24 protein-coding genes are annotated in these 14,944 nt (G+C 68.6%); 5 read left to right on the top strand and 19 right to left on the bottom strand.

Features of this window, described 5'->3' with window-relative positions:
• Positions 1-674: 674 nt before the first annotated feature.
• The 3 genes from AB1285_RS22670 to AB1285_RS22660 all read right to left on the bottom strand — a co-directional run bounded on the left by AB1285_RS22670 (position 675) and on the right by AB1285_RS22660 (position 2,574).
• The gene (locus AB1285_RS22670; RefSeq protein WP_193599316.1) at positions 675-1,445 is read right to left on the bottom strand and encodes a hypothetical protein; all 771 of its coding nucleotides are present in this window, start codon (positions 1,443-1,445) and stop codon (positions 675-677) included.
• Between the two features lie 339 nt (positions 1,446-1,784).
• Positions 1,785-1,916: a hypothetical protein gene (locus AB1285_RS22665; RefSeq protein ID WP_005050812.1), complete on the bottom strand. Its 132-nt coding sequence runs from the start codon at positions 1,914-1,916 to the stop codon at positions 1,785-1,787.
• A 127-nt stretch (positions 1,917-2,043) separates the two neighbouring features.
• Positions 2,044-2,574 carry a hypothetical protein gene (locus AB1285_RS22660; protein ID WP_429977882.1) on the bottom strand — a complete coding sequence of 177 codons (531 nt, stop codon included), beginning with the start codon at positions 2,572-2,574 and terminating at the stop codon, positions 2,044-2,046.
• A 159-nt stretch (positions 2,575-2,733) separates the two neighbouring features.
• Here AB1285_RS22660 and AB1285_RS22655 point away from each other — a divergent pair, with 159 nt between their 5' ends.
• Together AB1285_RS22655 and AB1285_RS22650 are read left to right on the top strand one after the other, a co-directional pair.
• Positions 2,734-2,994: a hypothetical protein gene (locus AB1285_RS22655; protein ID WP_005050818.1), complete on the top strand. Its 261-nt coding sequence runs from the start codon at positions 2,734-2,736 to the stop codon at positions 2,992-2,994.
• Positions 2,995-3,328: 334 nt separating this feature from the next.
• The gene (locus AB1285_RS22650; protein ID WP_429977881.1) at positions 3,329-3,736 is read left to right on the top strand and encodes a hypothetical protein; all 408 of its coding nucleotides are present in this window, start codon (positions 3,329-3,331) and stop codon (positions 3,734-3,736) included.
• A gap of 492 nt (positions 3,737-4,228) precedes the next feature.
• Here AB1285_RS22650 and AB1285_RS22645 read toward each other — a convergent pair whose 3' ends face one another.
• Together AB1285_RS22645 and AB1285_RS22640 are read right to left on the bottom strand one after the other, a co-directional pair.
• Positions 4,229-4,849, bottom strand: a complete 621-nt coding sequence (locus AB1285_RS22645; RefSeq protein ID WP_429977880.1) for a DUF6927 domain-containing protein — start codon at positions 4,847-4,849, stop codon at positions 4,229-4,231.
• Between the two features lie 101 nt (positions 4,850-4,950).
• Complete coding sequence (locus AB1285_RS22640) at positions 4,951-5,595, bottom strand: hypothetical protein (protein ID WP_005050824.1); 645 nt, start codon at positions 5,593-5,595, stop codon at positions 4,951-4,953.
• A 101-nt stretch (positions 5,596-5,696) separates the two neighbouring features.
• Between AB1285_RS22640 and AB1285_RS22635 the strand changes: the two genes are divergently transcribed.
• Both AB1285_RS22635 and AB1285_RS22630 read left to right on the top strand, forming a co-directional pair.
• Positions 5,697-6,203 carry a hypothetical protein gene (locus tag AB1285_RS22635; RefSeq protein ID WP_005050828.1) on the top strand — a complete coding sequence of 169 codons (507 nt, stop codon included), beginning with the start codon at positions 5,697-5,699 and terminating at the stop codon, positions 6,201-6,203.
• A 73-nt stretch (positions 6,204-6,276) separates the two neighbouring features.
• Positions 6,277-6,861: a hypothetical protein gene (locus tag AB1285_RS22630; RefSeq protein WP_005050830.1), complete on the top strand. Its 585-nt coding sequence runs from the start codon at positions 6,277-6,279 to the stop codon at positions 6,859-6,861.
• Positions 6,862-6,897: 36 nt separating this feature from the next.
• Here the strand turns inward: AB1285_RS22630 and AB1285_RS22625 are convergent, their stop codons facing one another.
• The 5 genes from AB1285_RS22625 to AB1285_RS22605 all read right to left on the bottom strand — a co-directional run bounded on the left by AB1285_RS22625 (position 6,898) and on the right by AB1285_RS22605 (position 9,427).
• Positions 6,898-7,263: a hypothetical protein gene (locus AB1285_RS22625; protein WP_005050832.1), complete on the bottom strand. Its 366-nt coding sequence runs from the start codon at positions 7,261-7,263 to the stop codon at positions 6,898-6,900.
• 120 nt (positions 7,264-7,383) lie between these two features.
• Positions 7,384-7,899 carry a hypothetical protein gene (locus AB1285_RS22620; protein WP_005050834.1) on the bottom strand — a complete coding sequence of 172 codons (516 nt, stop codon included), beginning with the start codon at positions 7,897-7,899 and terminating at the stop codon, positions 7,384-7,386.
• A 123-nt stretch (positions 7,900-8,022) separates the two neighbouring features.
• Entirely contained in the window at positions 8,023-8,442 is a 420-nt protein-coding gene (locus AB1285_RS22615; RefSeq protein ID WP_005050836.1) for a hypothetical protein, read from the bottom strand.
• Between the two features lie 56 nt (positions 8,443-8,498).
• A complete protein-coding gene (locus AB1285_RS22610; protein WP_005050838.1) occupies positions 8,499-8,873 on the bottom strand; it encodes a hypothetical protein in 375 nt (124 codons plus the stop codon).
• Positions 8,874-8,995: 122 nt separating this feature from the next.
• The gene (locus AB1285_RS22605; protein ID WP_005050841.1) at positions 8,996-9,427 is read right to left on the bottom strand and encodes a DUF6573 family protein; all 432 of its coding nucleotides are present in this window, start codon (positions 9,425-9,427) and stop codon (positions 8,996-8,998) included.
• A gap of 111 nt (positions 9,428-9,538) precedes the next feature.
• On the opposite strand from AB1285_RS22605, the gene AB1285_RS22600 reads away from it, so the two are divergent.
• Positions 9,539-10,051, top strand: coding sequence for a DUF1643 domain-containing protein (locus AB1285_RS22600; RefSeq protein WP_005050843.1), 513 nt, complete (start codon positions 9,539-9,541; stop codon positions 10,049-10,051).
• 45 nt (positions 10,052-10,096) lie between these two features.
• Here the strand turns inward: AB1285_RS22600 and AB1285_RS22595 are convergent, their stop codons facing one another.
• The 9 genes from AB1285_RS22595 to AB1285_RS22555 all read right to left on the bottom strand — a co-directional run bounded on the left by AB1285_RS22595 (position 10,097) and on the right by AB1285_RS22555 (position 14,686).
• Positions 10,097-10,249 (bottom strand): hypothetical protein, encoded by a 153-nt coding sequence (locus tag AB1285_RS22595; RefSeq protein ID WP_429977879.1) that lies wholly within the window; start codon positions 10,247-10,249, stop codon positions 10,097-10,099.
• A gap of 189 nt (positions 10,250-10,438) precedes the next feature.
• Positions 10,439-10,723, bottom strand: a complete 285-nt coding sequence (locus AB1285_RS22590) for a hypothetical protein (RefSeq protein WP_005050846.1) — start codon at positions 10,721-10,723, stop codon at positions 10,439-10,441.
• Between the two features lie 125 nt (positions 10,724-10,848).
• The gene (locus tag AB1285_RS22585) at positions 10,849-11,322 is read right to left on the bottom strand and encodes a hypothetical protein (RefSeq protein ID WP_429977878.1); all 474 of its coding nucleotides are present in this window, start codon (positions 11,320-11,322) and stop codon (positions 10,849-10,851) included.
• Positions 11,323-11,424: 102 nt separating this feature from the next.
• Positions 11,425-11,868, bottom strand: coding sequence for a hypothetical protein (locus AB1285_RS22580; protein WP_005050851.1), 444 nt, complete (start codon positions 11,866-11,868; stop codon positions 11,425-11,427).
• A gap of 795 nt (positions 11,869-12,663) precedes the next feature.
• The gene (locus AB1285_RS22575) at positions 12,664-12,852 is read right to left on the bottom strand and encodes a hypothetical protein (RefSeq protein WP_005052851.1); all 189 of its coding nucleotides are present in this window, start codon (positions 12,850-12,852) and stop codon (positions 12,664-12,666) included.
• A 119-nt stretch (positions 12,853-12,971) separates the two neighbouring features.
• Complete coding sequence (locus AB1285_RS22570; RefSeq protein WP_005052853.1) at positions 12,972-13,184, bottom strand: hypothetical protein; 213 nt, start codon at positions 13,182-13,184, stop codon at positions 12,972-12,974.
• A gap of 164 nt (positions 13,185-13,348) precedes the next feature.
• The gene (locus tag AB1285_RS22565; RefSeq protein ID WP_005052845.1) at positions 13,349-13,621 is read right to left on the bottom strand and encodes a hypothetical protein; all 273 of its coding nucleotides are present in this window, start codon (positions 13,619-13,621) and stop codon (positions 13,349-13,351) included.
• A gap of 122 nt (positions 13,622-13,743) precedes the next feature.
• Positions 13,744-14,142: a hypothetical protein gene (locus tag AB1285_RS22560; RefSeq protein WP_005052843.1), complete on the bottom strand. Its 399-nt coding sequence runs from the start codon at positions 14,140-14,142 to the stop codon at positions 13,744-13,746.
• Positions 14,143-14,287: 145 nt separating this feature from the next.
• Positions 14,288-14,686 carry a hypothetical protein gene (locus tag AB1285_RS22555; RefSeq protein WP_005052842.1) on the bottom strand — a complete coding sequence of 133 codons (399 nt, stop codon included), beginning with the start codon at positions 14,684-14,686 and terminating at the stop codon, positions 14,288-14,290.
• Positions 14,687-14,944 lie beyond the last annotated feature (258 nt).

Raw genomic sequence — 14,944 nt, 5'->3', positions numbered from 1 at the left:
GGGTCTTCGCAACCGTCGTCGTCGTCACGTCGACGGGCCGCTCTCGACGCTCGTTGACGGGAATCATCCGCACGGGCTCGTCGCGGGGAGCTTCGATCTCGAAGCCGCACGCGCCGCAGCTGTGCAGCCCGATCCCGTCGACGTCGTCGGAGGGGATGTACATGGTGGTCGGCTCTTCGCACATAAGGCAGCGCATGGTGATCTCCGTTCGCGTGGTCAGGCGCTTGTTGCCGGGGTGATCGGTTGGACGGTGGCGAGTAGCCGCGGTGGGAACCCCAGGCGGCGGCGATGCGGTCGGCGACGTCGCGGTCCTCTCCGAGGTACGGGCGGTATCGCTTGCCGCGGGGGTCTGTGATGACGACCTGGACGACGCCGGATGGCTCGCGCACGGTGACTCTGGCTGCGGGGATCGGATACGCCTGGACGTGGCCGGCGATGATGAAGATCGGGTACAGGTCGCGTGCGAGCTCGGGGGTGCGGAACACGTCGTGAACCCATGCCGTGATGGCGAGCGCGCCGGCGGGCTGAATCCGATGAGTCGTGCGGGGAGCTGCTCGAGCCCGGCGCGCACGAAGTAGTGCTCGTCGACGAGGATCGGCGTCGGTGGAGCAGAGACTTCTCGTCGTGGGCGGGGTAGATGGTCAGGCTGGTGCGGCTGTTCATGAGGCGCTCGTTCATGCGGTGCGGCGGATGCCGGCGGCGATGATGTGTGCCTTGGTGGGCCGGGAGTAGAAGCCGAAGCTGTCGTCGTCGTCGGAAGCGGAGACGGTGGCGGTGAACGCGACGACGTCGCCGCGGGCGGCGGTGGAGATCTCGGAGGGCTTGGTGCCCCATACGCGCCAGCCCTCGCCCTGGACGAGGATCTTGACGGTGATTCCCCACTGAGTGTCGGTGGTCTTGGTCGCGAGGATCTCGCCCTGGATGAGGGTGCGCCCGGTGGGGACCGGGCGGCGCGCGGCCAGCTCGAGCTCGTACTGCTCGAGCAGCTCGTGGGCGGTGCGGACCTCGTCGTCGTCGAGGGTGCCGGTGTAGTCCTCGAGGGAGTCGAGGATGTAGCCGATCTTCTCGCGCAGCGGGTTTCCGTCTCGCATGCTCAGGTGTGCCTCGGTGAGCTGGTCGCGGAGGCCGGGGTGCTCGGCCTCGAAGGCGGCGCGGCGGGCGGTGATCGCCCGTGTTGTGTCGACGTGCTCGGCGTGTGCCTTCGCGTGGGCTCGTGCGGTGGCGCGGGCGCTGCTGACGAGGCGGCTGCGGGTGCCGGTGCCGCGGCAGTCGAAGCAGATCGGGCGCCCCTGGCCATCGGTGAAATGTGTCGGCGCGGTGTACAGGCCGGTGCCGATGCACTTGCCGCAGGTGTCGGTGATCCGCTCGGAGCCCTTGCGGCCGGGGAAGGGGTCGACGTAGAAGTCGTGCCAATCGGCCGGTGCGGTGGTGTCGATGCTGTCCATGGGATCCTCCGGTTCGTCTGTGGGTATAGGCCGCGGATCGTTCTCTTCGCGGACATGAAGGGGAAGGGCGGGGGCGGCTGTGTCACGGAGCCGCCCCCGCGGCGGCGACCTGGTTGGGAGGACGGCGGGTCGCCGGGAGGGACATGGCGGCGAGCGCGGCGAGCGCTCGTCAGGCTGCGGTGTGGCGCCTGTCCCTGGGAGGGGAACGGCGTTGCGCGGTTCCCCTGGTTGTGGGTCTGTGGGTTCTCCCTCTACTCAGTTAGTAGTGAATGTGACATTTACTAGGGTAGGTGTTTCCTGCCCGGAGGTCAAGTGGCGATCTGGCCTGCATCTGCTGGATCAGCTCGCGGGTGCGCGGTCCTCGTCGGCGGGGCCGAGCCCTTCCCAAAGGTCGGGGCGGTTCTCGTGGATCCAGGCGCAGATGGTGGCCCAGTCCGCGACGCCGGACGGGTGCTGGTTGATGGTTGCCATGGTGTCCTCCCGGATCGTCGGCTAGTGAATGTGACATTCACAGCTTAGGGAGGGGGTCGGACATCGCTGGGGGACATCGCGAGTGCGTCACTGAGGGCGGCGGAGTTGCCGCCGCCCTCAGCTCGGTCTATTGCATCTGTCTGGCGATGCCGGCTGCGGCGCTGACGACTCGACGGGGGATGCCGAAGATTTCGGGAGGGCCGGACGCGACGCCGTTGCTCCACACCTTTCCGACGCGCCATCCGATGGGGAACCGGAGGGTGGTCGTGGTGTAGGTGGCCCCGGATTCGAGGGGGCCGGCGATCACACCGAGGGGGCTGACCTCGACGTACCACCGGCCAACGGTCTTGGAGCCGCCTTCGTGGCCGTTCATGCGCCGGCGTTCTCGAGCGGCTGCGCGACGTGTGCCGGCAGGGCGCGTAGCGCGGCGCGGGTCACCCACTCGTCGGCGGTCTCGTCGAACTGGCCGAGCTCGATGATCGGCCCCTGGTCGTCGTGGTGGATGAACAGCGGACCCGTACTCGCGGCCGTCGACGTACAGGTAGATGTTCCCGGCGTAGGCGCCGATCTCGCCGTTGTCGAACAGCCCGTCGCGGGCGTCGGGTTCACCCAGGTCGATCTCTTCCTGGCGGTGCCCGAAGTTGAGGGTGAGCTTCATGGTGTCCTCCGTAGTAGGTGGTGAATGTGACATTCATAGGCTACGGTGGGGGTCCGACATTGCGCCGGCGAGCGAGCGATGCACTCTGTGTCCGCGAAGCAGCCGGGATGCGGCCTATACCCCTCAGACGGGCACAAGCCCGCGACGAGAGGAGGAGCGATGCCGAGTCGCGAAGAGGTAGACGACGTCCTGCAGCGCGTGGGGCTGGCGGCGATCTCGTACTACCCAGAGATTCACATCGACGAGCCGGACTACACCGTCGACACCGACGTTGATTGGTGCCTCGAGCCGGTGACCGACCTGACCGATGAGCAACGCGCCCCGCTGCGAGAGGCGGTCGGCCTGGCGATCACCAACCCGACAGCTCACCGGTACGCCCTGTTCCAGACGTTGCTCGAGCTGGCGCCAGCGGAGTCGTAATGTCCGCCGGCGTCGACGACTCGTCGGCGCGACCGGTTGGCGGACCAACCGACCCTCACGCGGCATGGCTGCGAGCGGGTCAGGCACGCCAGCAGGCGAAGCGCGCCGAGCAGGAGCAGAGTCGGCTGCGGCGAGCGCTGCGGCCGATCCGAAGCGGACTACGCGAAGCGGTATCGCGAGGAGCATCGCGAGGAGATCCGCGCGTACCGGGCGAAGTATCACGCGGAGAACCGTGACGAAGTGAACCGGAAGAACCGGGAGTACATGCGGAGCGGTCGCGGAAGATGCGAGCGCAGAAGGAGCGGCGCGAGAAGGACCGCGAGCGGGTGCGGCGGTGGACCGAGGCTACCGTGAGCGCAAGCGCGAGACGATCAGGCGGTGGCACGCGGAGCACCCAGAGAAGACGGCGGAGTACTCGCGGCGCTACTACGAGCGCAACCGTGACGCGGTGCTGGCCAGGGCGAGACAGCGTCGAGATCAGAGCCCGGAGAAGGTGAAGGCGTCGTCGCGGGACTGGCAGCAGCGCAACCGGGAACACCTGACCGAGTGGCAGCGGCAGTATCGGGCTGAGAACCCGGATGTGTATGAGCGGGCGCTGCAGTCCAACCGTGAGTCGAAGCGGCTGGCTCGCCGCCTCAAGTCGTTGGGTTGCCGGCAAAGCGCGTGCGTCGGTCCCCGGCAGCAGAGCGGCGAGCGCATGAGGCGGAGTCGCGGGAGTTCTTCGAGCGGGACCGGGCGGTGAGCGCGCGGAAGCGGGTCATGGCGGAGTACACACCGCTGGATCAGGCGGCGCTCGAGGCGTGGCGGGCGAGGTCGCCATTGGCGCGTCGACGGGATGCGCAGCTGTCGCGGTTCCGGCGGCAGCTGCGCACGGGCGCGGGCAGGATATCGGAGATCCGTGAAGAGGTTCGGATGGATGCCGTTGCACGGCGACTGCGGGAGACAGCCTCGACGCGCCCGCGGAGCTGCGTCAGCGGGTCTTCGACGCCGCGGGAGGCCAGGAGTACCTCGCGGCGGGTGGCGATCGCCATACGGCGGCGCTGATGCTCGAGGAGTCCCTAGATGGGCTGGTCAAGCCTGTCGCGCTCCCGGATGGGCGGGGGATGGTGTGGGGTGCCGGAGCACACGCGCGCAGGACGGGAGATCGCCGGTCACTGGCGCCGGCGCCCCGGCGCGTGAGCAGCTGCGCGGTGAGGACTGCGGGGCGTCCCTGTGTGGGGCGCCCCGCACTCGCTCAGCTGGCTGCGGCGAGCGCGTAGCTGCGTGCCCGCCAGCGGGGGATGCGCACGCGCACGCCGTGGTGGTCGATCACGCGGAGCACGTCGCGCCCTTCGACCTCGAAGACGGTCTCCGTGGTGGTCTGCAGCCCTCCTCCGAAGGTGAACGGCTCTGCGAAGCGGATGTGGTCGCCGCGGCGGACGCGGGGCTTGGCTTCCTCGAGCTCGAGGTTCGCCCAGCAGGCGGCGCGCCACTGGTTGGCGTACTCGTGTCGGTCGGGGTGAGGGCCTCGAGCACCCGGCGGGGTGCGTGGACTGCGCCGGGGCCGACCGTCTCGTCCATGTCCTTGTACGTGAAGTTGTAGTAGCTGGACGGGGCGACGGAGTAGAGCACGACGAACGCGAAGACCTCCCCGGCGTGGGGGTGGCCGTCGTTGTAGCGCACCGCGGCGTAGAACTCGTAGGGCCAGTCGTAGCTCCCGCCGATGTAGTCGGGGTCGCGGCGGGTGCCGCTGGCGATGATCGTGGCGTTGGTGAAGTAGTCCGCGAAGTAGTCGCTGACGCTGACGCCGGCCGTCTTGTGAGTGGATGTGGCACCCATGGTGTCCTCCTCGGTTGCTAGTGAATGTGACATTCACAGGCTAAGGGAGGCCTCCGACATCGCCGACGTGACAGCAACAACGACGGCGGCGGGATGGCGAGCGCGAGCGCGGGGCCGAGCTCGGGGGAGAGCGAAGGGCTACCAGGCCTCGGGGTCAAGAAGTTCGTCAGCGACATCGACGAAGTAGTCGTCGTCTTCACTCCATGCGTAGAGGCCCTCGAAGACCACGCCGATTGCAAACGTCATCACGACGAGTCCGCCCCAACGGCCGATGAACTCCGAGTAGGAGTCGAAAGCTCTGTGCTCTCTGGCTCGCTCGAAGATCTCGTACATGATCTTGCTTGACTCCTCGTCCCAGCGTTCGGTGAAGGATGGGCGCGCGATTGCCCCGGTGAGAACCTCGTCCTCGAACCAGGAATCCAGGAGGCTGAGCGTCGTCCCGATGATCTGCGCGGGGGTTGGTTCTTCGTCGGGGGTCATCCCGGTGAGGAAGTCGGAGAAGTCTTCGTAGTCGGCCTCCCACAAGTACTCTGCAGCGAGCCGTATCGCGCGGAACGCCTCTTTTCGAGCCTCACCTGTAGGCACCGCCATGATGAAGTTGTGACGTTGGATCGCCACCTGTAGGCCATCGTTGATCTCGTCGATTGTGTAGGCCTTGCCGCTGTCGAGGTCGATGTCACTTTCGAGAAGCAGCGGCTTGAGCTGCTTGAAGAGTTCAGCTGCCAGCCCTGTCTCTACACGCCGCCCGAAACTGTCGCGGCCGCTGCTGTCTACGTTGGGCATGAACGAGTCTCCTCATCAGGCGTCTGTAGCTCAGACCATAGCCGAGGGGTCTGTTGCCCGGAGCCGGGACATCGCCTGTGGTGCCGTGAGACGATGCGTCGATGAAGACGACCCATCGCGACGGCGAGGCGGGTGGGCTGCGGATGCCGGCCGTGTGGGATCGGGCCTCGCTCGAGGCGGTCGGGTTCGTGGGGTTCGTTCGATTCGCGGATCTTGCGGCCGCGAGGGTGCCGACTGAGGCGGGGATCTACGTGGTGCTGCGTCCGGCGGCGACGTCGCCGGAGCTGCTCGAGCTGACGCGAGCGCGGGCGGGATCCGCCTACCCTTTGGATGACCTCGCGGCTCGGTGGGTGTCGGGGACGCCGGTGCTGTACATCGGCAAGGCAGAGGCGAAAGTGGGCGGGCTGCGCAAGCGGCTGGGGCAGTTCGCGCGGAAGGGTGCCAGCCACCAGGGCGGGCGTTCGATCTGGCAGCTGGCCGATCAAGACGAGCTGCTCGTTGCGTGGGTGACGACGCCGGAGGAGTCCGCGGAGGACGTGGAGGTTCGCTACCGCGCCGCGTTCGCTGACGTGTTCGGTCGCTGGCCGTTCGCGAACCGGAAGCGATGAGGGCAGGCGGTTGATGAGAGGGGTTTCGCCGGGGATCTAGGTTGCTACCGCGGGCCTGTGTACGCTCTCGGCCATGAGGGCAGACAGGTTTGAGGACGTGGAACTTGGCGCGTTTGAGCGCTTCTATGACGAGCGACCCTTCGAGGGGCGCAGCTATCCCGGCCCATACTTCGAGACCGAGATCGCGTCGGGCATGAAGCGCGGGTTAGCGGTGTCCGTGGAGGGGCCTACGGTCGATGACGCGCGGGCGCTCATGGATCAGGTGAGGGCCATTATCGCCCGCCCGCTGCCCACCCACGAGATGTACTCTGCGCTGCTCGAGACATTCCCCAAGGCGTTCCCCTGGAATACCCCAAGACAGATGAGCTATGCCGTCACGCCGAGTGCCATTTGCGTCGGAAGGGAGGGAGACTACTCAGTCCACTTCGACGTCGACTCGGAAGACGACACTCAAGTCGACTATTGGCCTGTCGTGTGGCTTGACCGTGACGGCAACATTCTGAGCGCTCACGCCGATGGCGGACGTGGCGAATATCCCGGAGGTCGGGACTACACCCTCCCGGAGGCGACCGAGGCGTTGGTGCGATCCTGGCCGTCGAAGAACATTTGGGCAGAGGACATCGCGACCCGTCTGGACAAACTGGACGGGCTGGGCTGAGCCCCGCGTTCGTCGACGGGGCCCAGCGCGGCGGTGTCAGCCTCGTGCGGCTGCCAGCTCAGCGTCGATCCGGCGCCGCTCGCCGCCGGGGTGAGTGCTGCCCAGCAGCACGACGCGGCGATCCCATGCGACCTCACCCGTGAGCGAGTCGACCCAGTCGGTGACGTCGGCGCGCTGCGCCTCGGTCAGCTGGTCGACGGCCAGGCCGGGCAGGATCGTATCGGGCAGGGTGAGGGTCTTGCGCAGGTACTCGAAGTCAACCTCGTTGCGCCAGGCGCGCTCCGACTCGATGAACCGGTCGATCTGCGCGTTGTCGGGGTGCCACTGGCATCCGCCGATGCAGGCCTCCTCGGGGTCGACGGACTGAAACCAGACGGCGTGTACGGTGCGGTTGGTGGTCATGGCATCCTCCCGGATTGCTAGTGAATGTGACATTCATAGGCTACGGGGGGCCTCCGACATTGGCAGCGGCGAGCGCCGCGAGGGGCGGGGCGGGCGGTGTGCCCGCCCCGCCGGGTTGGGTTACTCGCGCTCCCAGTCGGTGACTTCCGCGTCGATCGAGTCGGCGACGTAGTTGTCGGATCGGAGCGACTCGATCACGTCTTCGACGGTGTACGCCTCGATCGCGAGGTCTTCCGCTTCGTCCGACGTGCGGGCGGTGACCGAGACGGTAACGCGCTGGGTCAGTGTGACGGAGAGGGTCACCCGGAAGTCGCGCTCGCGCGGGGTGCCGCCGATCGCTTCCACGAGCCGGTCGTACTCGGAGCAGAAGCCCTCATCGTTGGCGATCTGCTCACCCTTCTCCCAGATCGCCGCGAGCCGGTCGTCGGCGGCGTCGGTGATCGGCAGTCGCAGCCTGTCGATCTCGCGCTGCTGCCGTTCGACGGTCAGCGCGAGATCCGCGGCCTGCGCCTGGGCGGCGACGAGATCGGCCTGCGTGCGGGCCATCTCCCCGACGTAGGCGCCGCGCCGCTCGGTGACCGGGGCGGGCATGTCGAGCTGGCCCTGAGCGAACTCGATGTTGGTGGTGGTTGCCATGGTGTCCTCCTTGGAACGTAGGCGGTGAATGTGACATTCACAGGCTACGGGGGGCCTCCGACATTGCTGCGGCGAGCGCGGCAGTGCCCCGCCGGTAGATCCCGGCGGGGCACTGGGGGAGGTTCAGCTGGCGGGTGGTGTGAGTGCCGCGAGGAGTGCTCTGAGGGCGTCCACAGCCCCGTCACGGGCCTCGAAGACGGCATCCATGGTATCGGCCTCTGTGGAGCGCTCGGCCTCCTCGATCGCCGCCTGTGCGGCGCCGGTCAGCTCGCGCAGGCGGGCGGTGTCTGCGGCGAGCGCGAGGGGTGCTCCGTGCTCGGTGATGTGCAGCGTCCATCCGTCGCCGGTCGGGGTCGCCCACACGGTGGCGATCGCCTGTCCTTCGGCGTTGTCGAAGTCGACCTTGCCGAAGTCGTCGCCGTGGTGGGCGAGGATGCGTGCTCGGTCGTCGACGGGCATCGAGTACAGGTGGGAGTTGCTCGGCGTCCAGGTCGCCGGTTCGGCGCGCTGGCCGGTGTCGTAGGGAGTGAGTGCGGTGGTCATGGCTGGTCCTTTCGTCAGAGGGTCGGGGGCGGGCGCGGTGCCCGCCCCCGGTGGTGTCAGCGGGTGAGCAGCCCGGCGATGATCCTGTCGACGGACTCGGCCGAGACCGTCACGGCGCAGGGGATGCAGACCTCTGTGCGGGTGTGGCGGATGTCCTCGTGGTCCAAGATCGTGACGACGTAGTTGCGGGCGTCCTGGACGCCGCACTCGGCGCAGGAGTATCCGACCGGCGGGGCGTCGGTCTCGGTGTCGTCGTCGATGCCCTGGCGGGCCAGTTCGACGGCCTGGCCGACCCAGTAGGCGACGGCCTGGTCGTCGACGACGAACGCGCCGTCGTCGATTGCCTCGATGAGCGAGCCGCCGTGGTTGCTGGTCATCCGCTCGAGGATCGTCCGCGAGATCTCGTCGACGGTGAGTGGTGTGGGTGCCATGGTGTCCTCCTTGGAACGTAGGCGGTGAATGTGACATTCACAGGCTACGGGAGGCCTCCGACATTGCTGCGGCGAGCGCGGCAGCGCCCCGCCGGTAGATCCCGGCGGGGCGCTGGTGGGGGTCAGTCTTCGCCGGGGAGGGCGATGATGATGCACGCCTGGCCGGTGAGGTTGTACCCCTCGATGCTCACGCGGAGTCGCTGGCGGCTGGCGGTGGTGGCGGTGCTCGGGTTGCCGGAGCGGGTGGCGTTCGGCACGCGCAGCACGTAGGTCTCGCGCGGGACGAGATCGCCGGCGACCTGGCGGGCGGTGGGGCGGATGACGTTGAGCACGTCCCAGAATCGGGCGTCCTCGCTCTGCCAGTCGCCCTCGCGGGTCCACTGCACCGCGGCCTCGTAGGCGGCGCGGGTGAGCAGTACCGTGAGCCGGTATCCGGCCTCGAGGGCGGTGGCGGGGTTGAAGTGCAGCAGCAGCCCGTCTGCGACGGCCTCCTCTGCGGTGTAGACGGCGATGATTTCTGCGCCCTTGAACGGGTTTTCGCTCTGCTCGGTCATGGTGTCCTCCCGGATCGCTTGCTAGTGAATGTGACGCTTACACTCTAAGTGAGGGGTCAGACATTGGGCCCGGCGGTGTGAGCGCAGGACGATGGGGAGACGGCGGCGTGCATGACTGAGACGTGGATCTACGAGCGCACGGCGGACAACTCTGCGCGCTTCGTGCTGGGGACGGTGGGCGTAAACCCTCTCGTGTGCGTCGGTGTGAACCCCAGCACCGCGGCGCCGGGAGACCCGGATCGCACCGTCAGCAAGGTCATGGGGTTCGCGGCCCGAAACGGGTTCGACAGCTGGGTGATGCTGAACCTCTACCCGCAGAGATCCATCGACCCCAAGGGCATGCACCTGGTGCACGACCCCCAGCTGCAAGCCGATAACGAGCGACACATCGCCGATCTCATCGGCGGACGCCAGCTCACGATCGTCGCCGCGTGGGGCGAGCTGATCCGATCCCGCCCTTACCTCCCGCAGATGCTTGAGGGCATCGCCTCGGTGACGGATGCCTCCGGCTGTGACTGGGTGTCGATCGGCGATCTGCTCAAGAGCGGGCACCCCCGGCATCCGTCACGCGCCCGCTACGCCTGGCCGTTGCAGAGCTTCGACGTGGCGAGCTATCTGGCCTAGACGTGACGGTGCCCCGCCGATTGATCCCGGCGGGGCACCGTGCGGCTATTCCTCGTCCTCCGACCATTCCAGGCGGGGGTCGAAGTGGAACCGCTCGCGGGCCTCGTTGTGGGCGAGGTCGTCGCTGCGGGCCACGTACTCGTCCTCCGCTGAGCCGGGAGCCGTGGCCGTTCGCCCAGGGGAGCGGGTCGCGGTCACCGTCGCTCTCGGCCAGCCAGGTCTCGCGGATGATGTGGTCAGCGGTGCCGGTGTGCCCCAGCTCGTCGAACAGGTCGGCGAGGATGCGGCCCTCGGTCATGTTGATCGAGCTGAACACGTCGTCATGCCACCTGCCGCTCATGTCGGCCGCGGCCGCGACGACGGCGAGGTCGGGGATCGTTCCGCTGCTCATCGCTGCACCTTCCCCAGTCCCCAGTCGGCTCGTTCCTCGTCGGCCATCCACACGGCCCGGTCGAGCGCGTGGTGAAGGTCGACGCCGCGCGCGTCGGCCAAGTGCACGAGATCCGTGAGCACGTCCCGGATCGCCTGGTCCGGCTCGCTCGGCTCGTCGTCGTACCAGGCCGCGATGAGCGTGTCCGTGCGGAACCGCGAGCGCTGCATGGTGTCGGTCTCGGTGTTCGCGTGCAGCTCGCGGCTCATCGTGAGCTCGAGCTGCGTGGTGGGGTTTGCCATGGTGTCCTCCAGGATCGTTGGCTAGTGAATGTGACATTTACAGCCTAGGGAGGGGGTCAGACATTGGCCGCGGCGAGCGCGACGGTGCCCCGCCGGATGATCCCGGCGGGGCACCGATTAGAGCGTCAGCGGCGGATGCCGCGCGCCCAGTAGAGCGCCCACGGCAGGTCGAACCGTGCCGCGATGCCGTCGTGGGCGATGTGCAGCGCGCTCGCCGCGTACCGGCGCGTGGGGAGCGGCTGGATGCGCTGCGGGTGCACGTCTCGCTCGGGAGCCTGGTGCGGGGTGCTGCCGGTGAGGATGCGGCGGGCCGTGCCCTGGTAGGCGCGGTCGGCGTAGCCGGTGATGACCTGGAAGGCCACGAAGCCGGGCCCGCCCCACGGGGCGGCGTACTCCGTGTCGAACAGCCTCCACGTCTCGGTGATCGTCCGCGCGGCCGGATCGAAGCTGCGAGTGTGGATGACCGCCTCCGGGTCGTCCGGCCGCTCGGCCTCGATCGCGTCCAGCGCCGTGCCCAGCCGGTCGAGCACGCGGCGAGCGCGGGCGATCTCATCGCGGCTGCTGAGCGCGTCGTGGTCGCCGCGGTCGATCGAGTGCACCCACTCATCGCAGGCCCACGCGGTGAGCGGGAACGTCTCAAGGCATGCCCAGTCGCGGAACGCCCTCGACGATCGGGTTGCGCCGGGTCGCGCTCGCCGCGGTCACGGTGCCACCACCCGCAGGGAGCGCAGCCAGTCGACCTCTTGGGCGTCGAGAACATGCCCGGTCGTGATCCAGTCGGCGGCATCGTCGGTGCCGTCGAGATCGCGGAGCGTGTACACCTGGCGGGGGGCGTCGTCGTGTTCGGGGTTGCCGTCGTAGATCGTGCCGTCGTTGAGGAACACCCGGATGCGGCCGGTGCTCTCGGTGGTGTCGATCTGCGCGACGGCCGCGCCGTCGATGAGGGACACGTACCCGTGCACGTCGATGCCTGCGGCCTCGCCTGCGTGGTCGGCGACGGCCCGCTCGGCGGCGCCGGTCGCGAGCGCGCGGATCGCGTCGGCGTCCACGTCGCCCTGGCCGAGCGCTTGGGTGAGCCCGTCGATGTCCTCGTAGTTGAGCGCGATCGTCTCGGCGACGATCTCGCTGATCGGTTTGGTTGCCATGGTGTCCTCCCGGATCGTTGGCTAGTGAATGTGACGTTCACAGCCTAGGGAGGGGGTCGGACATCGGCGCGCGCTCGCCGCGAACGTGGGGCGCTCGCCGATGTCCGGGCGGGCTACATCTGCCCGACATCCCGCGCCATGCGCTCGCGGAACGCCGCGCACGCCGCGTCGATGACGGCGGCACGATAGGTGCTGCTCTCGCCCGCGGGGAGGGTCGCGAGCGCGTCTCGGAGGGCGGTGCGGGTGCTGTAGTGCAGAGCCTCGGATGCCTTGTGCGCCGAGCGGGTGCTGATGTCGTGGGTGATCCGCTCGATGATCTCCGGGACGGTGAGTGGGGGCAGCTCGAAGCGGTAGCCGGCGAGGTCGGCCAGGATGATCGCGCGCTGCCGATCGGTGAGCGGGGGTGCCGTACCCGCTGCTGGGGTACAGCTCGAGGTCTCCGCTGCGGCCAGCCCGGATGTTCACGCGGACGTAGGGACGCTCGGCGCGGCCGATGCGCACGTTGCTGATGCGCTCGCCGCTGTCGGGGTCGATCGGGCAGAGGTCGGCGCGCGGCTCGCCGAGTGTGGGGGCCGGGCTCGTGACTGCGGGCGTCGGAGACCTCCCAGGTCAGTCCGGCCGCGGTGAGTCGGTCGCCGAAGGTGAGGGGTGCGGTTGCCATGGTGTCCTCCCGGATCGTTGGCTAGTGAATGTGACGTTCACAGCTTACGGGTGGGGTCGGACACTGCGGCGAGCGCGGCAGCGCCCCGCCGGTCAGTTCCGGCGGGGCGCTGCGGGAGGGGTCGTGCTCGTCGCCTACTGGGGGGAGAGGGCGTTGGTGACCTGAGTCTTGATCTCTTCGGCGGCGAGGATCATCGCGCCGTCCTTGTGTGACTCGCCGTAGGCCGCGATCACGCCCGCGATCGCGCCCCATTCGGCTGCGGCCAGGCTCACGGGGATGGGCTTCGGCTGTGATCCTGCGGGCGATCCGCTCTCGCTGGTCATGGTGTCCTCCTGGGTGTCAGGTAGTGAATGTGATGTTCACAGTCTAGGGCGGGGGTCGGACATTGCGGCGAGCGCGACAGCGCCCCGCCGGTAGATCCCGGCGGGGCGCTGTCGGTGGGTCAGTAGTCCTCGTCGGTGCGGGCGAGGGTGTCGATGATCCGCAGTCCGTTGTGGAGGGGGATGGTGACGGTGGACAGGAGCGTGTAGCCCTGTGCGCCGTAGGCGTTCAGGTCGTCGTCGCGCTGCTGGCGAGCGCGGTTGCTGGCGATCTCGCCCTCCGCCTCGGTGTACTGGCGGGTGTCGATGGTGATGAATCGAGTGCGGTTTGCCATGGTGTCCTCCCGGATCGTTGGCTAGTGAATGTGACATTCACAGCCTACGGGTGGCCTCCGACATTGGAGCTGCCCACGGGTATAGGCCTCGGTTTCGGGGGTTCGCAGACATCGCAGGGCGGTGCCCCGCGACCGTCGCCGCGAGGCACCACACGAGGGGCTGGCTATGCGCCGGGGCACTCGGTGTCGATGTCGTCCTGGTCGAGCGGCAACAGTCCGCACGCCTGGCAGGTCGTCGTCCCGGTGAAGCGGCCGCTCTGCCACTGGTGGGCGAGCGGCTCGGCGGGTGCGTCCTCGTCGTCGGTGTCCATGGTCGCGGTCGCGCCGCAGTCCAGGCACCGGGCGGCGACGTCGCCGTTGAGGGTGACGACGACGCCGGGGACGCCGGAGAGCCATTCGATGTTGGCGTGGTCGCAGTCGGTAGTGGTGGTGGCCATGATGTCCTCCCGGAACGCTGGCTAGTGAATGTGACATTCACAGTCTAGAGAGGGGATCGGACATCGGCGGCGAGCGCACGCGACGGTGCCCTGCCGGTCGTCCGGCGGGGCACCGCGTGGGGTCAGGCCGCGTCGAGCGGCGTCCAGTCCCGTTCGTGGGCGGGGGTGTAGTCGATCAGCGCCGCGAGGCGGTCGCGTGCGGCCTGTAGCGCCTCGATCTCGGTGTCGTTGCTGTCGCCCTCGGCGGCGGCGAAAGTGTCCTCGATCAGACCGGCGATCTCCTTCTGTGCCGCCTCGTCGATGAGGGTGAGGCGGGCGATCTCGCCGTCCGGGTAGCGGGCATCCAGCGCCGCGGCGTCCTGGTAGTCGAAGGCCCACTGCTCGCCGAGGATCGCGAACGCCGCGGCGATGTCGCGGCCGCGGTCGCCGGTGCTGATCGCGACGTAGCCGCGGTTCAGGCCGGTGCCGACGTGCGGGTGCAGGTCGGCGTGGTCGGGGCCGAAGGTGATGTAGGTGGTCATGGTGTCCTCCCGGATCGGTTGGTAGTGAATGTGACGTTCACAGTCTAGGGCGGGGGTCGGACATCGCCGCGGGGTGTCGGTCGTGGGGTGCGTGGTGCGTGAGCGCCCCAGCCGAGGCGTAGGGCGCTCACGTCGTGGGGTGTGGCTACGCCTTCCAGGTGCCTTCCCAGCCCTCGGGGAGACGCACGCCGTGCTCGCCGTGCTCGTCGGTCTGGTGCAGGTACACGAGCACGTCGCCGGGGTCGGGGTCGGCCTCGTACTGCGGCACGGTGCGCTCGATGGTGTTGATCTGGCCGACGCTGTTGTAGCGCACGTCCACGTCGATCGCGCGCAGGTAGCCGTCCTCGACGTTGACGTGCTGATCGCAGCGCGGGCACCACAGCACGACGCGCTCGCCGTAGTCGGTCGGCTCGTCGAGCTCGACGATGCGCAGCGCGGGGAAATCGGCTGCCTCGATCTCGTGCATGACGCTCCACAGCCGGTCGATCAGGTCGTCGGCAGGGATGCGGGGAGCGGCCGCGGCCGCGGGTTCGGTGGTGGTCATTGTGTCCTCCTGGGAACGGTGAAGGCCTGCGGCGAGCGCGGGCGGGGATTAGAACTCGAGGTGCTCCCGCCGAGGGGAGGGGCGTGTAGCCGGCTCCCCTCGGGTGGGTGGTGCTCGCCGCCGCCGGGGTAGGTGTGCACCCGGCGGCGGCGAGGGGGTCAGACGGCTTCGACCAGCCCAGGGCTGACGCGCCAGCCGTTGGCGAGCGTGTACGACTTGGGGTTGGTGCGGACGATGAGCGTCTCGACTCCGGCCAGC

Source organism: Microbacterium sp. NRRL B-14842 (genome assembly GCF_050470785.1).
The sequence above is the reverse complement of the archived record's forward strand: the minus strand, read 5'-3'. Positions and strand labels throughout refer to the sequence as shown.